The organism is Cupriavidus sp. SHE, assembly GCF_000812445.1.
GTDB lineage: Bacteria > Pseudomonadota > Gammaproteobacteria > Burkholderiales > Burkholderiaceae > Cupriavidus > Cupriavidus metallidurans.
This window is the reverse complement of sequence record NZ_JWMB01000018.1, coordinates 61,930-78,121: the sequence shown is the minus strand read 5'-3', so window position 1 is coordinate 78,121 and position 16,192 is coordinate 61,930. Positions and strand designations below refer to the sequence as shown.

13 protein-coding genes are annotated in these 16,192 nt (G+C 64.2%); 4 read left to right on the top strand and 9 right to left on the bottom strand.

Annotated features, from left to right (window positions below):
- The first annotated feature begins 138 nt into the window (after positions 1-138).
- Together RN01_RS08750 and RN01_RS08745 are read left to right on the top strand one after the other, a co-directional pair.
- The gene (locus RN01_RS08750) at positions 139-2,232 is read left to right on the top strand and encodes a bifunctional 2',3'-cyclic-nucleotide 2'-phosphodiesterase/3'-nucleotidase (protein WP_017511722.1); all 2,094 of its coding nucleotides are present in this window, start codon (positions 139-141) and stop codon (positions 2,230-2,232) included.
- Positions 2,233-2,255: 23 nt separating this feature from the next.
- Positions 2,256-3,050 carry a tetratricopeptide repeat protein gene (locus RN01_RS08745; protein WP_223277307.1) on the top strand — a complete coding sequence of 265 codons (795 nt, stop codon included), beginning with the start codon at positions 2,256-2,258 and terminating at the stop codon, positions 3,048-3,050.
- 204 nt (positions 3,051-3,254) lie between these two features.
- On the opposite strand, the gene RN01_RS08740 is transcribed toward RN01_RS08745, so the two are convergent.
- The 3 genes from RN01_RS08740 to RN01_RS08730 all read right to left on the bottom strand — a co-directional run bounded on the left by RN01_RS08740 (position 3,255) and on the right by RN01_RS08730 (position 7,263).
- On the bottom strand, positions 3,255-5,813 hold the full coding sequence (locus RN01_RS08740; RefSeq protein WP_231582268.1) for a fimbria/pilus outer membrane usher protein: 2,559 nt from the start codon (positions 5,811-5,813) through the stop codon (positions 3,255-3,257).
- A gap of 2 nt (positions 5,814-5,815) precedes the next feature.
- Positions 5,816-6,586, bottom strand: a complete 771-nt coding sequence (locus RN01_RS08735; RefSeq protein WP_017511718.1) for a molecular chaperone — start codon at positions 6,584-6,586, stop codon at positions 5,816-5,818.
- A gap of 98 nt (positions 6,587-6,684) precedes the next feature.
- Complete coding sequence (locus RN01_RS08730; RefSeq protein ID WP_017511717.1) at positions 6,685-7,263, bottom strand: fimbrial protein; 579 nt, start codon at positions 7,261-7,263, stop codon at positions 6,685-6,687.
- Between the two features lie 441 nt (positions 7,264-7,704).
- Between RN01_RS08730 and RN01_RS08725 the strand changes: the two genes are divergently transcribed.
- The gene (locus RN01_RS08725; RefSeq protein WP_017511716.1) at positions 7,705-8,226 is read left to right on the top strand and encodes a nucleoside 2-deoxyribosyltransferase; all 522 of its coding nucleotides are present in this window, start codon (positions 7,705-7,707) and stop codon (positions 8,224-8,226) included.
- Positions 8,227-8,230: 4 nt separating this feature from the next.
- Here the strand turns inward: RN01_RS08725 and RN01_RS08720 are convergent, their stop codons facing one another.
- The 6 genes from RN01_RS08720 to RN01_RS08695 all read right to left on the bottom strand — a co-directional run bounded on the left by RN01_RS08720 (position 8,231) and on the right by RN01_RS08695 (position 14,229).
- On the bottom strand, positions 8,231-8,818 hold the full coding sequence (locus RN01_RS08720; RefSeq protein WP_024569022.1) for a membrane integrity-associated transporter subunit PqiC: 588 nt from the start codon (positions 8,816-8,818) through the stop codon (positions 8,231-8,233).
- On the bottom strand, positions 8,815-10,455 hold the full coding sequence (locus tag RN01_RS08715) for an intermembrane transport protein PqiB (RefSeq protein WP_017511714.1): 1,641 nt from the start codon (positions 10,453-10,455) through the stop codon (positions 8,815-8,817). Before RN01_RS08715 ends, RN01_RS08720 begins: the two co-directional genes overlap by 4 nt.
- A complete protein-coding gene (locus RN01_RS08710) occupies positions 10,439-11,230 on the bottom strand; it encodes a paraquat-inducible protein A (protein WP_017511713.1) in 792 nt (263 codons plus the stop codon). Before RN01_RS08710 ends, RN01_RS08715 begins: the two co-directional genes overlap by 17 nt.
- Entirely contained in the window at positions 11,227-11,916 is a 690-nt protein-coding gene (locus RN01_RS08705) for a paraquat-inducible protein A (RefSeq protein WP_024569021.1), read from the bottom strand. Before RN01_RS08705 ends, RN01_RS08710 begins: the two co-directional genes overlap by 4 nt.
- Positions 11,909-13,012, bottom strand: a complete 1,104-nt coding sequence (locus RN01_RS08700) for an AI-2E family transporter (RefSeq protein ID WP_008643578.1) — start codon at positions 13,010-13,012, stop codon at positions 11,909-11,911. The genes RN01_RS08705 and RN01_RS08700 overlap by 8 nt, the downstream gene beginning before the upstream one ends.
- Positions 13,013-13,098: 86 nt before the next feature.
- Positions 13,099-14,229 carry an HPP family protein gene (locus tag RN01_RS08695; RefSeq protein ID WP_024569020.1) on the bottom strand — a complete coding sequence of 377 codons (1,131 nt, stop codon included), beginning with the start codon at positions 14,227-14,229 and terminating at the stop codon, positions 13,099-13,101.
- A gap of 166 nt (positions 14,230-14,395) precedes the next feature.
- Here RN01_RS08695 and RN01_RS08690 point away from each other — a divergent pair, with 166 nt between their 5' ends.
- Positions 14,396-16,189 carry a chloride channel protein gene (locus RN01_RS08690; RefSeq protein WP_017512382.1) on the top strand — a complete coding sequence of 598 codons (1,794 nt, stop codon included), beginning with the start codon at positions 14,396-14,398 and terminating at the stop codon, positions 16,187-16,189.
- Positions 16,190-16,192 lie beyond the last annotated feature (3 nt).

Genomic DNA, 16,192 nt, shown 5'->3' with positions numbered 1-16,192 from the left:
GTGCATTCCCTGACTTCGCAGACATCCGTGGCGTCTGTCACGCGAATGACGCGATTTCGCCACTTTCCTGCCATCGCGGTTGCCGACAATTCCGTGGCTGCACCAAAACCAAAACAAATCAATCAGGGAACCCGAAACATGCAACTCCATCGCATCCAGGCCGCGACGCTCGCGGCCTTGCTGGTGGGGGTGACCGCGCTGGCCGCCTGCGGCTCAGACGACCCCTCGTCCTCCAACTCCGGCAACAACGGCGGCAACAACGGCGGCAACAACGGTGGCGACACCCCGACGGCGATCGTCGCAGGTACCAAGTCCACGCTGGCGCTGCTCGAGACCACCGACCTCCACACCAACGTTCTGAGCTATGACTACTTCAAGCTGGCCGAGGACAAGTCGCTGGGCTTCGAGCGCGTCTCGACGCTGATCAAGTCCGCGCGGCAGGAGTTTCCGAACAGCCTGTTGCTCGATAATGGCGACACGATCCAGGGCACTGCGCTCTCGGACTATCAGGCACTGGTGAAGCCGGTCTCGTGCACCGAGACCCTGGCGATGTACAAGGTGATGAACGCCGCTGGCTTTGACGGCGGTGGCATCGGCAATCACGAATTCAACTATGGGTTGCAGTACCTGAGCCAGGTCACCGGCAGCAAGTTCAACGTGGACGGCCTGCCCGATCCGGCCGCCCAGACCGCATGCGCGGGCCCGAAGTTTCCGCAGGTGCTGGCCAACGTCTACAGCGTCAAGACGCGCGCGCCGCTGTTCCAGCCGTACGCGATCCTGAGCAAGACGCTGACGGCTACCGGCCCGGACGGCAAGACGGTCACCGCGCCGATCAAGGTTGGCATCATCGGCTTCGCGCCGCCGGCCATCCTGAGCTGGGACAAGCGCTGGCTCGACGGCAAGGTCTACACCGAAGGTCTGGTGGAAACGGCCCAGAAGTACATTCCCGAGATGCGCGCCAAGGGTGCCGACCTCGTCGTCGTGATTTCGCATGGTGGCCTGGATAACTCGACCTACTCGCCGACGATGGAGAACGGCAGCTATCACCTGTCGAAGGTGGCTGGCGTGGACGCGATGCTGATCGGCCACTCGCACCAGATCTTCCCGGATGCCAACAGCACGGTCGGCCAGTTCAACCTGCCGGGCGTGGACAAGGTCAAGGGCACGGTCAACGGCGTGCCGACCGTGATGGCCAACTACTGGGGCAAGCACCTGGGTGTGATCAACCTGTCGCTGAACCACGACGGCAAGAGCTGGAGCGTCGATCGCACCAAAACCACCGTGGAGGCACGCTCGACCCAGAACGCCGACAAGACCTATGTGGCGGCCGACGCCAGCGTGGCGCCGATGATCGACACCGAGCACCAGGCAACGATCCAGTACGTGAAGACGCCGATCGGCAGCACCAATTACCGCATGTCGAGCTACTTCGCCGACGTGGGTGATCCGGGCGCGATTCAGATCGTCAACATGGCACAGGCTGCCTACGTGAAGGACTACGTCACCGCGAACCTGCCGGCCCTGGCCTCGCTGCCCGTGCTGTCGGTTTCGGCCCCGTTCAAGAGCGGCTTTGGCGGCGGCAGCGACTACACGGACGTGGCGTCTGGCAACCTGGCCATCAACAACGCGGCCGATCTTTACCTGTACCCGAACACGGTGTACGCGGTGAAGGTCAACGGCGACGATGTGAAGGCATGGTTGGAAACCGCGGCCAAGCGCTTCAACCAGATCGACCCGGCCAAGACGACGGACCAGCAGTTGATCAGCACCTTCCCGGGCTACAACTTCGACATGTTCACCGATCCCGACATGCAGTATGAGATCGACGTGACGCAGCCGGTTGGCAGCCGTATCAAGAACCTGACGTACAAGGGCGCGCCGGTGACCGCGGCGATGAACTTCATCGTGGCTACCAACAACTATCGTGCCAGCGGGGGCGGCAACTTCCCGGGCCTCGATGGCACCAAGACGATCTATGCCTCGCCCGATGCCAACCGCGATGTGCTGATCAGCTACATCAAGAAGGTGACCAATGTCACACGCGTGGCCAACGGCAGCGCACGTAGCTGGAAGTTCACCAAGGTGACCACCACGGGCAAGGTGGTGTTCAGCTCGGGTATCGGGATGCAGCAGCAGGCAACCGACGCCGGGTTGACCAATATCTCGCTCGACAAGGCTGACGATGGGTCCGGCAAGAACCTGTCGCAGTACAAGCTCGATCTCAGTTTGTGATTGACTGATTGACCATGCACGCCATGCCAACAACTATGGCCGCACCGCGGCGCTTTCCTCGCATCCACCCGCTGTTTGTGGCGGCCACGCTGGCTGTAACCGTTGCGGCGGCTGGGGTCGCTGGCGCTGCCATGTGGCGACAGCAATCGGACGTGCGTCAAAGCGAGATCGCGCGATGGCAGTTGATGGCGACCTCGGCGAATGATGCCGCCGCACTGTCGCGGCTGCAGCGCGCGGCTGCGGCGGGCGAGGTTGCGGCATGTGCGGCTCTCGGTGAAACATTACTGTCCCGGACGGACACCGAGAGCCGCGCGCAGGCGGAGCACTGGCTTAGCCTGGCGGCAGCGAGCGGCCACACCCGCGCGCAGTTCCTGCTTGGCAAAGCCGCGATGCTTGGTGAGTTGGCGTCCGGTCGTACGGACTTGCCTGTCGCATGGCGCGAACTCGGCGCGGCGGCAAGGGTGGGAGATGTTGGCGCAGCGTATTACCTGGGGCTGCTCTATCGCGGTGGCTATGGCCACACAGCGGATCCGGCTGCCGCCGCGCACTGGTTCAGAGTGGCTGCCGACGGTGGCGTTGCGCAGGCCATGTTCTTGCTGGCCAATGCCTACCGTGAGGGCGATGGCGTGCCGCGTAATGATGCTACTGCGGTGTCCTGGTACGAGGCTGCCGCCGAGCGGGAGCATCCGGCCTCGATCCAGGCACTGGCAATGGCCTATCGCAGCGGAGAACTTGGCCTCTCGCAAGACGAGAGCAACTACCGCCAGCATCTGGCCGAGGCTGCGCATGCACTGAAGCATCCGGCGATCAATCCTTAAGCCTGCCGCTATTGATACCTCATGGTGAACGATTGCCCGGCGTGGTGATGTCCGTCAGCGTGGTAATGACAACGGGCCGGAGAGTTGCGCCGCGTGGAATCGTTCGAGTGCGACACGATGACATTGCGCCGATAGTGATCAGGCCAAGCCTAGTCACGGCGATGGTTGGCAACATTTGGCGCGATCTGATAGCAGTATCGGCATTCACGATTCCCCCTTTGCGTTGGGCCGGCATACCGATCGGATCTGCGTGAACGACGTCGCATCGCGGACCTTCTCCGGCAGCCGATATTCGATCGTGCAACGCTGCGCGGAGTTTGCGCCCCAGGACACCTGCAAGCGTCCGGCGTCTTCGATCCCACGCGCGAAAATGATGCCGCTTTGGCCAACCACGCCGATTTCGGCATTGTCCCTATCCCGCACTGATGCGCCAAAGGGTAACGGCGCTCCATCGGGCTGGCTGGCTGAAATGATGACGGCGCGTCCGCTGAGCGCGGCGAACTTGATTTTTACCGCTGCGTTCGCGCGCGGCGCTACCTGGGCGCTGGTCGCGTCCAGCGATACATCCAGCGGTATCCCGCGTGGATCTATCTCGATCGTGTTCATGTTGTAAGGCTGGAGGTACGGCACAATGGCGTAGCCGAATGCGTCGATCCTGACGCCCGTTGCATTGGCGACGCGCGCGCCGGTAGCGCCCTTTGCTTCGACGATGCCGATGGTGTCGCCAAGGAAGTTGGCAAGTGTGATGCCTCCTTGGTGGGCGACCAGGGCGCCTTGCAGGCCACCCGAGTATTGCGTGTAACCGCCGCCGCCGCTGACAGAAGCGGAAACCGTGGTGTAAGGCGTCCGGTACTGTACGTTGCCGCCGCCGGTGGTTGTGTTCGGCGAACGGTCGACGTTCAGGCCATAGGTGAAGGCGTTGTCCTCGAGTGCAGTGCCGCTCAGCCGCATCTGTTGCGAGGATTGGCTGTCACTATGCGTGGCGCCGAACGACAGCATCGGGGCGTGGCTGCTCTTGCCAAGCGGTACGGTGAGGCTGGCGAAAACCTGGGTGGTGAACCGGCCGGTCATCGCCTCGCGTTGGCGTGAGGCCGCGATGTTGTAGGTCATCGGCAGTCCCAGCACACGCAGCGAGTTGCTGTAGCCCACCTGGAACATCAGCGCAGTACCGCCCCGATTCCAGTATTCCGCGGAAGTGCCTGTGAGATAGAAGTTGCCCCAGCGATCTCCGAGGCTCTGATTCAGCGTGAGTTGGATCTGGCTGCGCTGGCGGTCCACGGCGCGGGCATTGCCACCGCTGGCGCGAGCCGTGAATGCGTCGCTCATCGTCCAGAAGCCACGGGTCGCATACCGATAGGCGGCGAGTGACATACTCGTGCTAGTTGACGGCACGAACTTGCTGTAGCTGAGGCGCACGCTTTGTCCGCTGGTGTTGTCAACCTGGTCGATCGAGGCGTGGGCATGGGTCGCATCCAGCGCGAATGCGCCAATGGGCAGATTCAAGGCCGCGCCGATCAGGCCAGCCTGGTAGCCCTCCGAGAGGACTAGCCCGGCATAGCCCGTTACGAAGTTGTTGAACCCGTGCTGCACCGTACCCTGGACCAGTTTCTCGCGGCGGGAAGACGTGCGCGAGCCATCGCGGTACTCCCCAACCGTGGCCGAGTACCGCGTGATGCCGGGCCGCAGAAGCTGAGCCACGGATGCATAGGGCACGGTAAAGCTGCTTTGGCTGCCGTCGGCTTCTGTCACCGTGACGAGCAGATTGCCGCCATAACCGGTGGCGTAGAGATCCTTGATCTCGAACGGTCCCGGCGCCACGGTCGTTTCATAGAGCTTGTTGCCATTCTGCGTGACCGTGACACGCGCATTGGAGCGGGCGACTCCTCGGACCAGTGGCGCATAGCCGCGTGCGGAGTCGGGAAGCATCCGGTCATCGCTGGCCAGATTCACGCCGCGCACGGAAAAGCTGTCGAAGACGGCTCCATCCGTGTAGGCATCGCCAAGGGTGAGCTGACTACGCAGACGTGATATATCCCGCTGCAAGTAGGTCGCGATGTTCTGGTAGTCGTAGGTGCTTTGGCCCATGGACTGCCAACTCATCGAGGAGCGCTGCCGCAGGTGCCAGGCACCGATGTTTAATCCGGAATCGATGCCAAGGTAGGTAGAAGTGACAGATGAGCTGCCAGTAGTGTGGAACGTATTGAAATTGTAGGCGACCGTCGCGGACGGGACGCCATCATCCAGGAGTTCTGGGCTGACGCTGCCGCGCGGTGTGCGGCGTAACAATGCCTGCGCTACGCCGATGTCGAGACGCAGGTCATTGAGGTTGAACGACCAGGTGATGTCTTCCGAGATGTCAGATGGGCGCGTGCATTCGCCACTGACGGCTTGTGCTATCGCATTGCGGTTGACGGGTGGCAGCGCCTGTTCGTCCAGATTCAACCGGGTAATGAGCGATCGATCCATGCATGGGCCGACAACCTCGTCCCGGGACCGGAATCGCACTGTCTCCCGACCAACCCACGATCCGTTCAGGTAGATGTCGACCGGATGGTCGCCAGGTGAGATGGGGTTGCCCAACGCAAAACGGCTGACATCGACGCTGGTGCCATCGGAACGTTTCAGAAAATCTGAATTGAACCTGACGGCTGCGATGGTGGCCGTCTTGCCGGGTTCATCAGCAAGTACCGCGGTGGGCAGAGCGGTGGCCAGGATCCAATGCGTAGCCAGAACGCGCGAGGCGCGTGGCTTCCGGGTGCGCATCGTCATTGCCCTTTCGCTTCCTGCGTTGGCTTCGCAATGTGGACGCCAGATACACCCGCACCATAGTCCGAGATGAACGTGTAACGGACCTGCGCTGGTTCACCGGACGCGGGCGACGTGTTGTCAATGGCAAACTCGACCGTGCCGCCGGGATTCACCATCGCTCCGGCATCATTGCTGTACATATGCCCGCCAGCGGTTGCCTCGACCTTCGTGTAGGTGATGTGGTACGGCGTTGGATTCGTTGCAGTCAGTACATGATGACCGTCATCCTTGCGTGCGAAGCGCCAAGTGACCTTGGTGGGTGCGCTGTCTGCGTCGCCAGGCAATCCCGTTGGGCGGAAGAACAGCTTGATGCGTGACCGAAAGGCAAACTGAAGCAAGTTCTGCTGATCGTTGCTGCTGGATGCGACGGGTGGTACTTCGAGAACGTTGAGCCAGAACAGCGATTCCCGATCGCGGGGCAGCGTTTGCTGGAGTTGAATGATGCGTAGCGTCTGGCCTTTCTTCGCATCCAGTCTGAACAGCGGCGGCGTGAGCGCGAATGGTGACTTCGTGTTCTCCGGCGCCGCATTGGGGTCGCCGTCGTCGATCCATGCCTGCATCAGGGAGGGTGCATCGCCTTCATTGGTGAGTTTGAGGCTGACTTCCCGCTCTGACTCCGAATAGATGACGCGGGTCCCGGTCAACACCACGGACGCAAGGGTTTCAGGCGCAACCATTGCCAGGAGGACGGCAGCAATGGCTGCGCGGCAGATTGAGGTCTTGAACATGATGAACGGCGACAGGAGAGAACCGGTCCGAAGCCGGCTGGCTGGAGGTGCCGGCATGTGCGCATGCCGGCAGGTGTAGGCTGGTTAAATGGCCTGACTTACGGGTACACGATGGAATACGTCACCGAGCTGGTGATAATGCCGGGTGTGGCGGTGCCGGTTGCCACATACTGGGCGTAGTACTGCAGTGTTGCGGCGCCACTTGCAAGGGCTACACGTTGCGGGTTCTGCGTGGCGACCGCGGCCCCTACGCTAATGTTGGTCATATCGCTGTTCAGCAGACCGATCTGGACGTTACCTGCGGCCTTGACCCCCGGGTTGGTGCCAGCAGCGGGCACGGCGACTGTCGAGTTTTTCAGGCGGCCGGTGGCCAAATCCACGTTCGCGCCGGGCTCGAAGTAGACGGCCACGTTTCCGGCGTTTGGTGTGCAGCCCGTGAGTTGAATATTGAAAGGCGCGCGCCCCGCGGTGTTGCCGCCGGTGTTCAGTGTCGAGGTAGAGACGTTGGGCAGCACAACGGTGAAGTCGCCGGCGGGCCTGCCATTGCCCGAGATGCTGCAGGTCTGCCCGGTGATAAGGCCTGTAAAGGTGATCGTGCCATCTGAGGCGAATGCGGCAGGACTCATCGCGGCAAGCAGCAGGGATGTGGCAAGGATCTTTGTTCGAATATGTTTCACTTTGACCTCATATATTGATGTGATTGGTGACTGTCAAGGCGAATCGCGGAGATCCGCATAGCGAGCGATGGCAGCTGTGTCCGGAATAAGAAGCCGCACATTCCGTGCGGATATCCCCGGTATTTCGCGAGTGAAGTCGCTATGCATCGCGTCTTCCTGACAGGGTCAAAGACTATTGGCTTTGGGAAATTCTTTTAATCGTATTTATCTTGAATTTTTGATTTTCTTGGGAAGGTTCCGATTGAATGTGTCGGCGAGAGCGGTTGTGTAGGCTAAATGCGACGCATTGGAGGCAAGAAATTTCCTTGCACCTTCCGGGACGATCAATATTGGATTTACATGTAAATCGTAATTTCACTAAATTTGCTTCTGGCGGGGATCAGAAATGAAAGGCGCGCACCTCTGCGCTATTCTTGCGTCGTTCCATATGAAGGAAATGCCATGAAGATGGTCTATCTCGCCGGCTTTGATGTGTTCCGCGAGGACGCGCGCGACTGGGGTGAGCAGCTGAAGGCGCTGTGCCTGCGGTATGGCTATGAAGGCTTGTATCCGCTGGACAAGGCGGCGCCGTCAGGGCTGTCGGGGTCAGCCACAGCACAATGGATCTACGAGGCCAACATCGCGTTGATTCGTCGCGCCGATGTCGTGATGGCGAATCTCGACGACTTCCGCGGGCCGGGGGAGCCAGACAGCGGTACTGCGTTCGAGGTTGGGTTTGCCGTGGCGCTGGAGAAGCCCGTCTGGGGCTATGCGGGCGATGCCGGCACGTTGCTGGATCGCGTGCGTGTCAGGACCGATGCCGACGGGAACGCGCGCGATGCGCGCGGTTATGTGGTGGAGGACTTCGGCTTGTCGATGAACCTGATGCTGGCTTGCAGCGTGCGGCGGGTGACGGGGGATGCCGAAGCGTGCCTGGCCGCGATGGCCGAAGCGGACCGCCAACTGGCGGTCCGGAGAGATTGACGCCTCAGCGGCGCAGGGATTGCACGCCGGCGGCGATGTCGGCCGCGGTTGCCGCGACGATCTGGCGATAGGCGTTCACCACGCCATCCACCTGACCGGGCGCGGGCAACTCGGCTTCCGTGCGGCCGCCCAGGACCTTGCCATCGGGCAGCCGGCGTACGGTCCAGGCGATCGAAGCGCTGGCGCGCTGGCCAGGGTCCGCATCCAGCCGCACTACTTCCGTGGTCACGCGATAGATCGGCTCCACTTCGGACAGGCCCTGCTGATAGGTATCCACGGCACCGAGTTTCGCCTGAAGCTGCTGTGACAGCGCATCGCGCAACTCGTCCGGCAACGGCGCGGACCAGCGCGACAGGTCCAGCATCTTCACGCCGCCAGCGTTGCCGTCGGCCACCACGAACTGGGTGCGGTTCAGGCGCTCCGGCACCCTGACCGGCGACACCTCGATCCAGATGGGCTGCGTGCCGGGTGTCGGGGACGTGGCGGCCGGAGCGGCTGTGGATGCGAGCGTGTAGTAGCGGGGCTCCGGCGATGCGCAGCCGTTGAGCAGCGCGGCGGCCAGCGCCAGAAGCATCAGCGAGCGTTTCATCATTCCTTCTCCGTCTTCCCACGCAACAGCGCCTCGGGATGGCGCTCGAGATAGTCGGTCAGCGCACGCAGGGACACGGCCGTGCGCGTCAGTTCCTGCATCATGCGGCGCGTATCCTGCTGCAGCGGCGCGTCCGATGCCAGCGTGCCATTGGCGGCGTTCAGCGTACGTCGGGCATCCTGCAGCGCGGCGAGCACCTGGGGCGCCACATCGCCGTGCAGTTGCGTCACGAGCTTGTCGGCGTTATCGAGCATCTTGTTCATCGACACCACGCTGGTACGCAGATCCTGGCCGATCTGATCGAACGGCACCTTGTCGATCTTGTTGACGATATCGCCGAGTTTGGCCTGCAACTCATCGAAGGTACCCGGCGTGGTCGGCAGTTCCGGCATTGTCGCGTTGAGGTCGAGGTCCTTCGGCGGTGGCGCCTTCGGGAAGAAGTCGAGCGCCACGTAGAGCTGACCGGTCAGCAGGTTGCCAGTGCGCAGTTGCGCGCGCATGCCGCGCTTGACCAGGCCCTGCACGATGCTGCGCTTCTTGGCCTCGTCGGACACATCGCGCTCCCGGAATCCCATGCGCGACGGGTAGAACTCCACCACCACGGGCATGCGGAATGCCTTCTTGTCGCGCTGGTATTCGATGCCGATCGAGCGCACCTGGCCCACGATCACACCGCGGAAGTCGACCGGCGCGCCCGGCGACAGGCCGCGCACCGACTGGTCGAAGTTCAGCACCGCCAGCGCTGGCGCCAGTTCTTCAGGCTCCTTCATCGCCTCTGACTGGTCCGATGCCAGCAGGAATTGCGTATTCTCGGACGCCGGCTGCGTTGCGGTGGAGTTGTCGGGCGCCTGGAAGGCCACGCCGCCCAACAGCACCGTGACCAACGATTGCGTGGAGAGCTTCAGGCCGTTCGCATCGAGCTTGAGGTCGACGCCGCTGGCGTGCCAGAAGCGGGTGTCGCCATTGACGAGCTTGTCGTACGGCTTGTTGACGAACACGCGCAGCGAGATATCACGCCCGTTCGGGTCGAGCTGGTATGCCACCACCTGGCCTACCTGCACGCGGCGATAGTAGACCGGCGAGCCGATATCGAGCGAGCCCAAGTCCTGGGCGCGCAGCACGAACTGGCGACCGGACGCGTCGGCGGTGACCACGGGTGGCACTTCGAGACCGATGAAGTTGCGCGTGTTTTCCCGTGACTTGCCGGCATCCACGCCGATGTAGGCACCCGAGAGCAGCGTTTCCAGGCCGGATACGCCACTGATCGCAAAGCGCGGGCGCACCACCCAGAAACGCGTGTCCTTGACGGCGAAGCTCTCGGCGTCCTTTGTCAGCTCGATCGACGCGATCACGTGCGAGCGATCGGAAGCGAGCCGCACCGACTTGACCAGGCCGATGTCGACGTCCTTGTAGCGCACGGCGGTCTTGCCCGGTGTCAGCCCGTCGGCGGAGCGGAAGGTGACGTTGATCTCTGGCCCGCGTGAGGCGAGCGTGTTGATCAGCAGCGAGACGCCGACCACGGCGGCGACAATCGGGATCAGCCACACCAGCGATGGCAGCCAGCGGGCGCGACGCTTGCGCGCGGGCTGGGGCACGCCACCGGAGGTCGGCGGCGGGGAGGGACTATCGTGATCGGGCATTGTCGGATTCCGGCAATTCGATGGAAGAGGGGTTCGGGGTCTCGAGCGAGTCCCAAAGTAGGCGCGGGTCGAAGCTTAGCGATGCCAGCATGGTCATCACGACCACCGAGGCAAATGCCAGCGCGCCGGCGCCGGGGATGATCGTGGCCAGCGCGCCCGCGCGCACCAGCGAGGCCAGCAGCGCCACCACGAAGATATCAAGCATCGACCAGCGGCCGATGACTTCGACCAGCCCGTACAGCTTGGTCTGCTGGCGGATGCGCCATGTCGATTTCATGTGCACCGAGATCAGCAGCAGCGTCAGGATCATCATCTTCAGCAGCGGCACGACGATACTCGCGATCAGCACCACGCCAGCCAGCATGTGCGATCCGGATAGCCACAGGTAGAGCACACCGGACAGGATGGTGTCGCGCTGCACGCCCAGGATTGACTCGGTGACCATCACCGGTAGCAGGTTGGCCGGGATGTAGAGGATGTACGCGGCCAGCAGGAAGGCCCAGGTGCGCGCCAGGCTGGCAGGCTTGCGGCGGTGCAGCGTGGCGCCGCAGCGTGGACACGGTTCGCCTTCGAGCGTGATGGGGTTCACCAGGTCGCACGCATGGCACGACAGCAACCCGCGCGAGGACGCGGTGGGTACCTCCGCCAGCGGGGTGCGTTCGTCGTCGTCGGTCAGCTCCGCCATCACATCGGCGGCCACGCGCCGTGACCGCGCGATCTGGTCGCGTGCGATGGCCGTGCGTGATGGGCGCGATGGGCGTGATGGCTGGCTCATGGCGCGGGCTCCTGCGCGCCGGGCGGGGTGTCATCCCCATCCGGCGTTTCCAGGTAGTGCCACAAGTCGCGGGGATCGAACGACAGCATCGCGGCCAGCACCACCACCAGCGCGCCGAACGACCACAGTGCCACGCCGGGCAGCACTTCCGCCATGGTCGACAGCTTCACCAGCGTGACCAGCACGCCGATCATGAAGACCTCGATCATGCCCCAGGGCCGGGTCTGGCGGATGCCACGCACGATGGCGTCGAACCCGAGCGGCATCTTCCGCTGCGCCATCGGCACCAGCAGGTAGCACATCATCAGCATCTCGGAGAGCGGGAACAGGATCGTCGTGGCGAACACCAGCATGGCCACCAGCGTCATCTGGTCCGAGTAGAGCGCTTGCACCGCGCCCCAGAGCGTGGTCTCGGTGCGTACGCCCTTCAGGTCCATCTCGACGATCGGATACGTGTTCGAGATCACGAACAGGATCAGTGCGGTGAACACGAGCGGCAACAGGCGGCGATAGGCGCGGGTGCTTTCGCGATAGAGTTCGCTGCCGCAACGCAGGCAGTTGGCGCGTTCGCCTGGCGCGAGCGACGCACGCTCGTAGAGCGCGTCGCAGTACTCGCAGGCCACGAGGTGGCGCAGGTCCGGCGTCGGCGCGGACGCCGACGCCGCAGGGCCGTGGTGCTCAGGCATCCGGGGTCAGTTGGGACGGCGGCGGCGCCGTGACGGCGGTCACGCTCGCGCGTTCCTGGTTGCCGATGGTCCAGTCGCGCAGCAGCGCGTACGCCACTGCCAGCACGGTTGGCCCGATGAAGACGCCCAGGAAGCCGAAGGCCAGCGCGCCGCCCAGCACGCCCATCATGATCCAGATGAGCGGCAGGCCGGTGCCCTTGCTGATGAGCAGCGGCTTGATGACGTTGTCGGCCATGCCGACCACTGCGGCGCCCCAGACCACCATGAAGATCGCCCAGCCCGTCTCGCCGGTGTGATAGAGCCACAACGCGGCGGGAATCCAGGCCAGCGGCGGGCCCATCGGCACGACGGAAAGGAAGAACGTGATGAAGCCGAGAATCGCGGCGCCGGGCACGCCAGCGATCCAGAACCCGATGCCGGCCAGCACCGCTTGCACAAAAGCGGTGCCGAGCACGCCGTAGACCACGCCCTTGACCGTACTGCCGGCCAGTGACAGCAAGTGGTCGGCCCGATCGCCGGACACACGGCGCATGCCGCCGCGTACCCAGTCCACGGCCAATTCGCCGCCGGTATAGAAGAAAAACGCCAGGACGATCGACAGCGCGAGCTGGCCGAGACCGGCCCCGATCGACAGGCCGGCGCCGAGCAGCGCGTGTCCCACCGGCGCAATCAGCTTGCGCAGGCTGGCCACGGTCTCGGAGTCGGCAGTGATGACCTTGTTCCAGGCCGATTCGATCTGCGGGCCAACGAACGGCAGGCTGCTGAGCCAGTCCGGCAACTGCGGGATACCGTGTTCGGTATAGCGGTTGACCAGCGCGGTCAGTTCGTCGATGTGCGCCGAGAAGCTGGCGCCAGCGTAGACGAACGGCCCGAGCACGATCACGGTGGCGATCAGCACGCAGATCAGCGCGGCCAGGCCGCGGCGGTTGCCGAGCCAGCGCGTCAGCACGGTGTAGGGGTGCCAGGAGCTGTAGGCGAGGATCGCGCCCCACAGCAGGGCCGTGGCGAATGGCGCGAGTACGAGCAGCGAGCCGCCGATCAGGACGATCAGCGCGAATACGGCAGCCAGCTTCTCAATCAGTTGTCCGGAGCTCATCTTTGGCGGGCCAGGGGCGTCCACTTTATAAGAACGCCGATAGCATAGCGGAATTCGATGAGGCGTCCGGGTTTCCCCTCGATCACTCAGGCTGCGGTGGTGTCCCGGCGCAGCAGGGCAGCGACCAGATCCGACTGGGTCACCATGCCCACGACGTGCCGGTCTGCATTGACCACGGGCACGTGGTGCAGCCCGCCATCGGAGAACGCGTGCGCCAGTTCCACCATTGGCTGGTCGACATGCGCGGTCACCACCACGCGCGTCATCAGATCGCGCACGGTGCCGTTGACACGGCGCGAGTTCGAACGATGCGCGCGGAAGAAATCGCTCTGCGTCACGATGCCGAGCAGGCGGCGATTGCCGTCCACCACAGGTAGCGCCTTGATGTGGTGGCGCGCCAGCAGCGCGGCGGCATCGGCCGCGCGCTGGCCGGGGCGCACGGCCACCACGTCGCGCGACATGATGTCGCTGCAACGCACATCGCCAAAGCGGCGCGAGTAGGCACGCAGTTCGGCGGCCACCAGGATTGCCTCGAGATCGTCTTCCTCGATGTCCAGGAATTCACCGCGTGCAGCCAGCACCGCATCCAGATCCGCGCGTGTGAAGCCCACGCGCCGGCTGGGGGGCACATCCTTGGTCAGGTGCTGGGAGGGCGGCTCGGGCGGCCGGTGCGGATAGCGGCGCTGCATGAGATTGTTGAACGCCAGCGCCGTCAGAAGCAGCAGCGCCGAGTTGATCGCTACCGGCGCCACCACGAAGCCGAAACCGAGCGCCTGCACGGCAGGTCCGCCAAACACGGCGGTAATCGCCACCGCGCCGCTGGGCGGGTGCACGCAGCGAAGCTGGAACATCAGCGCGATAGCCACCGCGACGGCCACGCCGGCGGCCAGCCCCGGCTCCGGAATCCAGCGCGCGCAGGCCACGCCGACCGTGGCGGCCACGAGGTTGCCACCGATGATCGACCACGGCTGTGCCAGCGGACTGGCCGGCACGGCGAACAGCAGCACCGCCGACGCGCCCATCGGCGCCACGAACCACGGGTTGAAGCCCTGCAGGAAGTGGCGGCAGATCCATTCTGTGAGGAACAGGCCGATCAGCGCGCCGATGCAGCTCTTGATGCGCTCGCGGCGGCTCGCCGCGATGGGCATGGGGACGAAAGTGCGTAACCACGCACGTGTTCCGGCAACGGAAGTGGATAAGTCGAATGCTGCTGGCATCGAAAGCGGGGGCGGTTGGGGCGTTGGGGGCGCAACGGGGGCGTTTTTGCTGTGCGCGGGGCGCGTCGCAGCGTACCACGCTACAGGAGCGAGGCCCGCCAATATATCATGGCGTGATATATTCCGCCGGCCGGCAATCCTGCCGAAAAAGAAGCCGCCCCCGCTCATGCATACGGAAGTTCACACCGTCGAAAAACGCGACTACGCCGTCAATGGCCGCCTGCCCATGCTGGCCGCCATCGCGCTCGGCATCGGTGCTATCAGCACCGGCGCCGCCTATGTGCTGGTCAACCTGATCCACTTCTTCACCAACCTGTTCTTTTTCCAGACGCTGTCGTTTGCCGATCGCTCGCCGGCTGGACACTCGCTGGGCCCCTGGGTGATCGTGGTGCCTGCGATCGGCGGGTTGATCGTCGGCCTGATGGCGCGCTATGGCAGCGACAAGATCCGCGGCCACGGCATCCCCGAGGCGATCGAGGCCGTGCTGTTTGGCAAGAGCAAGATGTCGCCAAAGGTGGCGGTGCTCAAGCCGCTGTCGTCGGGCATCGTGATCGGTAGCGGCGGCCCGTTCGGGGCGGAAGGGCCGATCATCATGACCGGCGGCTCAATCGCCTCGCTGCTGGCGCAGTACCTGCACCTGACGGCGGCCGAGCGCAAGACGCTGCTCGTTTCCGGCGCCTGCGCAGGCATGACGGCGATCTTCGGCACGCCCGTGGCGGCCGTACTGCTGGCCATCGAACTGCTGCTGTTCGAACTGCGCCCGCGCAGCCTGCTGCCCGTGGCGCTGGCCTGCGCCGTGGCCGGGTTCCTGCGGCCGTTCGTGTTCGAAGCGGGTCCGCTGTTTCCGCTGCAGACCGCGCCGGCCAGCACACTGGCGCTCGGTTCGTGCGTGCTGGCGGGGCTGCTGTGCGGCGCGCTTGGCGCGGGGCTCACGCTCGCGCTGTATCGCACCGAGGATGCATTCGACCATCTGCGCCTGCACTGGATGTGGTGGCCGGCCATCGGTGGCCTGGTGGTCGGGATCGGCGGCTATTTCGAGCCGCGCGCACTCGGCGTGGGCTACGACGTGATCGGCGACCTGCTCAACAACCGGCTGCTCGTGGAAGCGGCGGTGGCGCTGCTTGCCGTGAAGGCGGTGATCTGGATCGCGGCGCTCGGCTCGGGCACCTCGGGCGGGGTACTGGCCCCGTTGCTGATGCTTGGCGCGGGTCTTGGCGTGGTGCTGGCGCCGATGCTGCCGGGCGGATCGCCGGGTCTGTGGGCGCTGGTCTGCATGGCCGGTGTGCTTGGCAGCGTGCTCGGCGCGCCGCTGACGGCCATCGTGTTCGCCTTCGGCCTGACGCACGATAGCGAGGCGCTGTTGCCGCTGCTGCTGACGACGGCCGTGGCCTACGGTTTCTCGGTGCTGACGATGAAGCGGTCGATCATGACCGAGAAGATCGCGCGCCGTGGACTGCATATCTATCGCGAGTACGGCGTCGATCCGCTGGAACGCGCGCATGTGGGCGAACTGATGACGCGGGACGTGGTGTCGATCGACGCCAGCCTGCCCGTCACCGAGGCGCTTCCGCGATACTTCGGTGATCATGCTGCGCATCGCGCCTATCCGGTGCTCCGGGACGGCAGGGTGATCGGTATGCTCCAGCGCGCGGCAATTGTCGCGGCACATGCCGGCGACGATGCCGGACTGACCTGTGGCGATCTGCTTGCCGATGCCGAAAATCCGAACGCCGGTCCGGCCGTGCTGTTGCCCGCACAGACCGGTCGCGCCGCCGCCGGACGCATGGCCGAACTCAGCGTGGCCAGGCTGCCAGTGGTCGAGGACGAGACCACGCTGCGGCTGGTGGGCATTGTGTCGCTGCGCGACCTGATGGCGCCCAGCAGCCACGTGCTGCATGAGGAAACCCAGCGTGAGCGGTTGCGCGGGATGGCGATAAAGGCGCTTGGCCGCACCGTGTAGCAG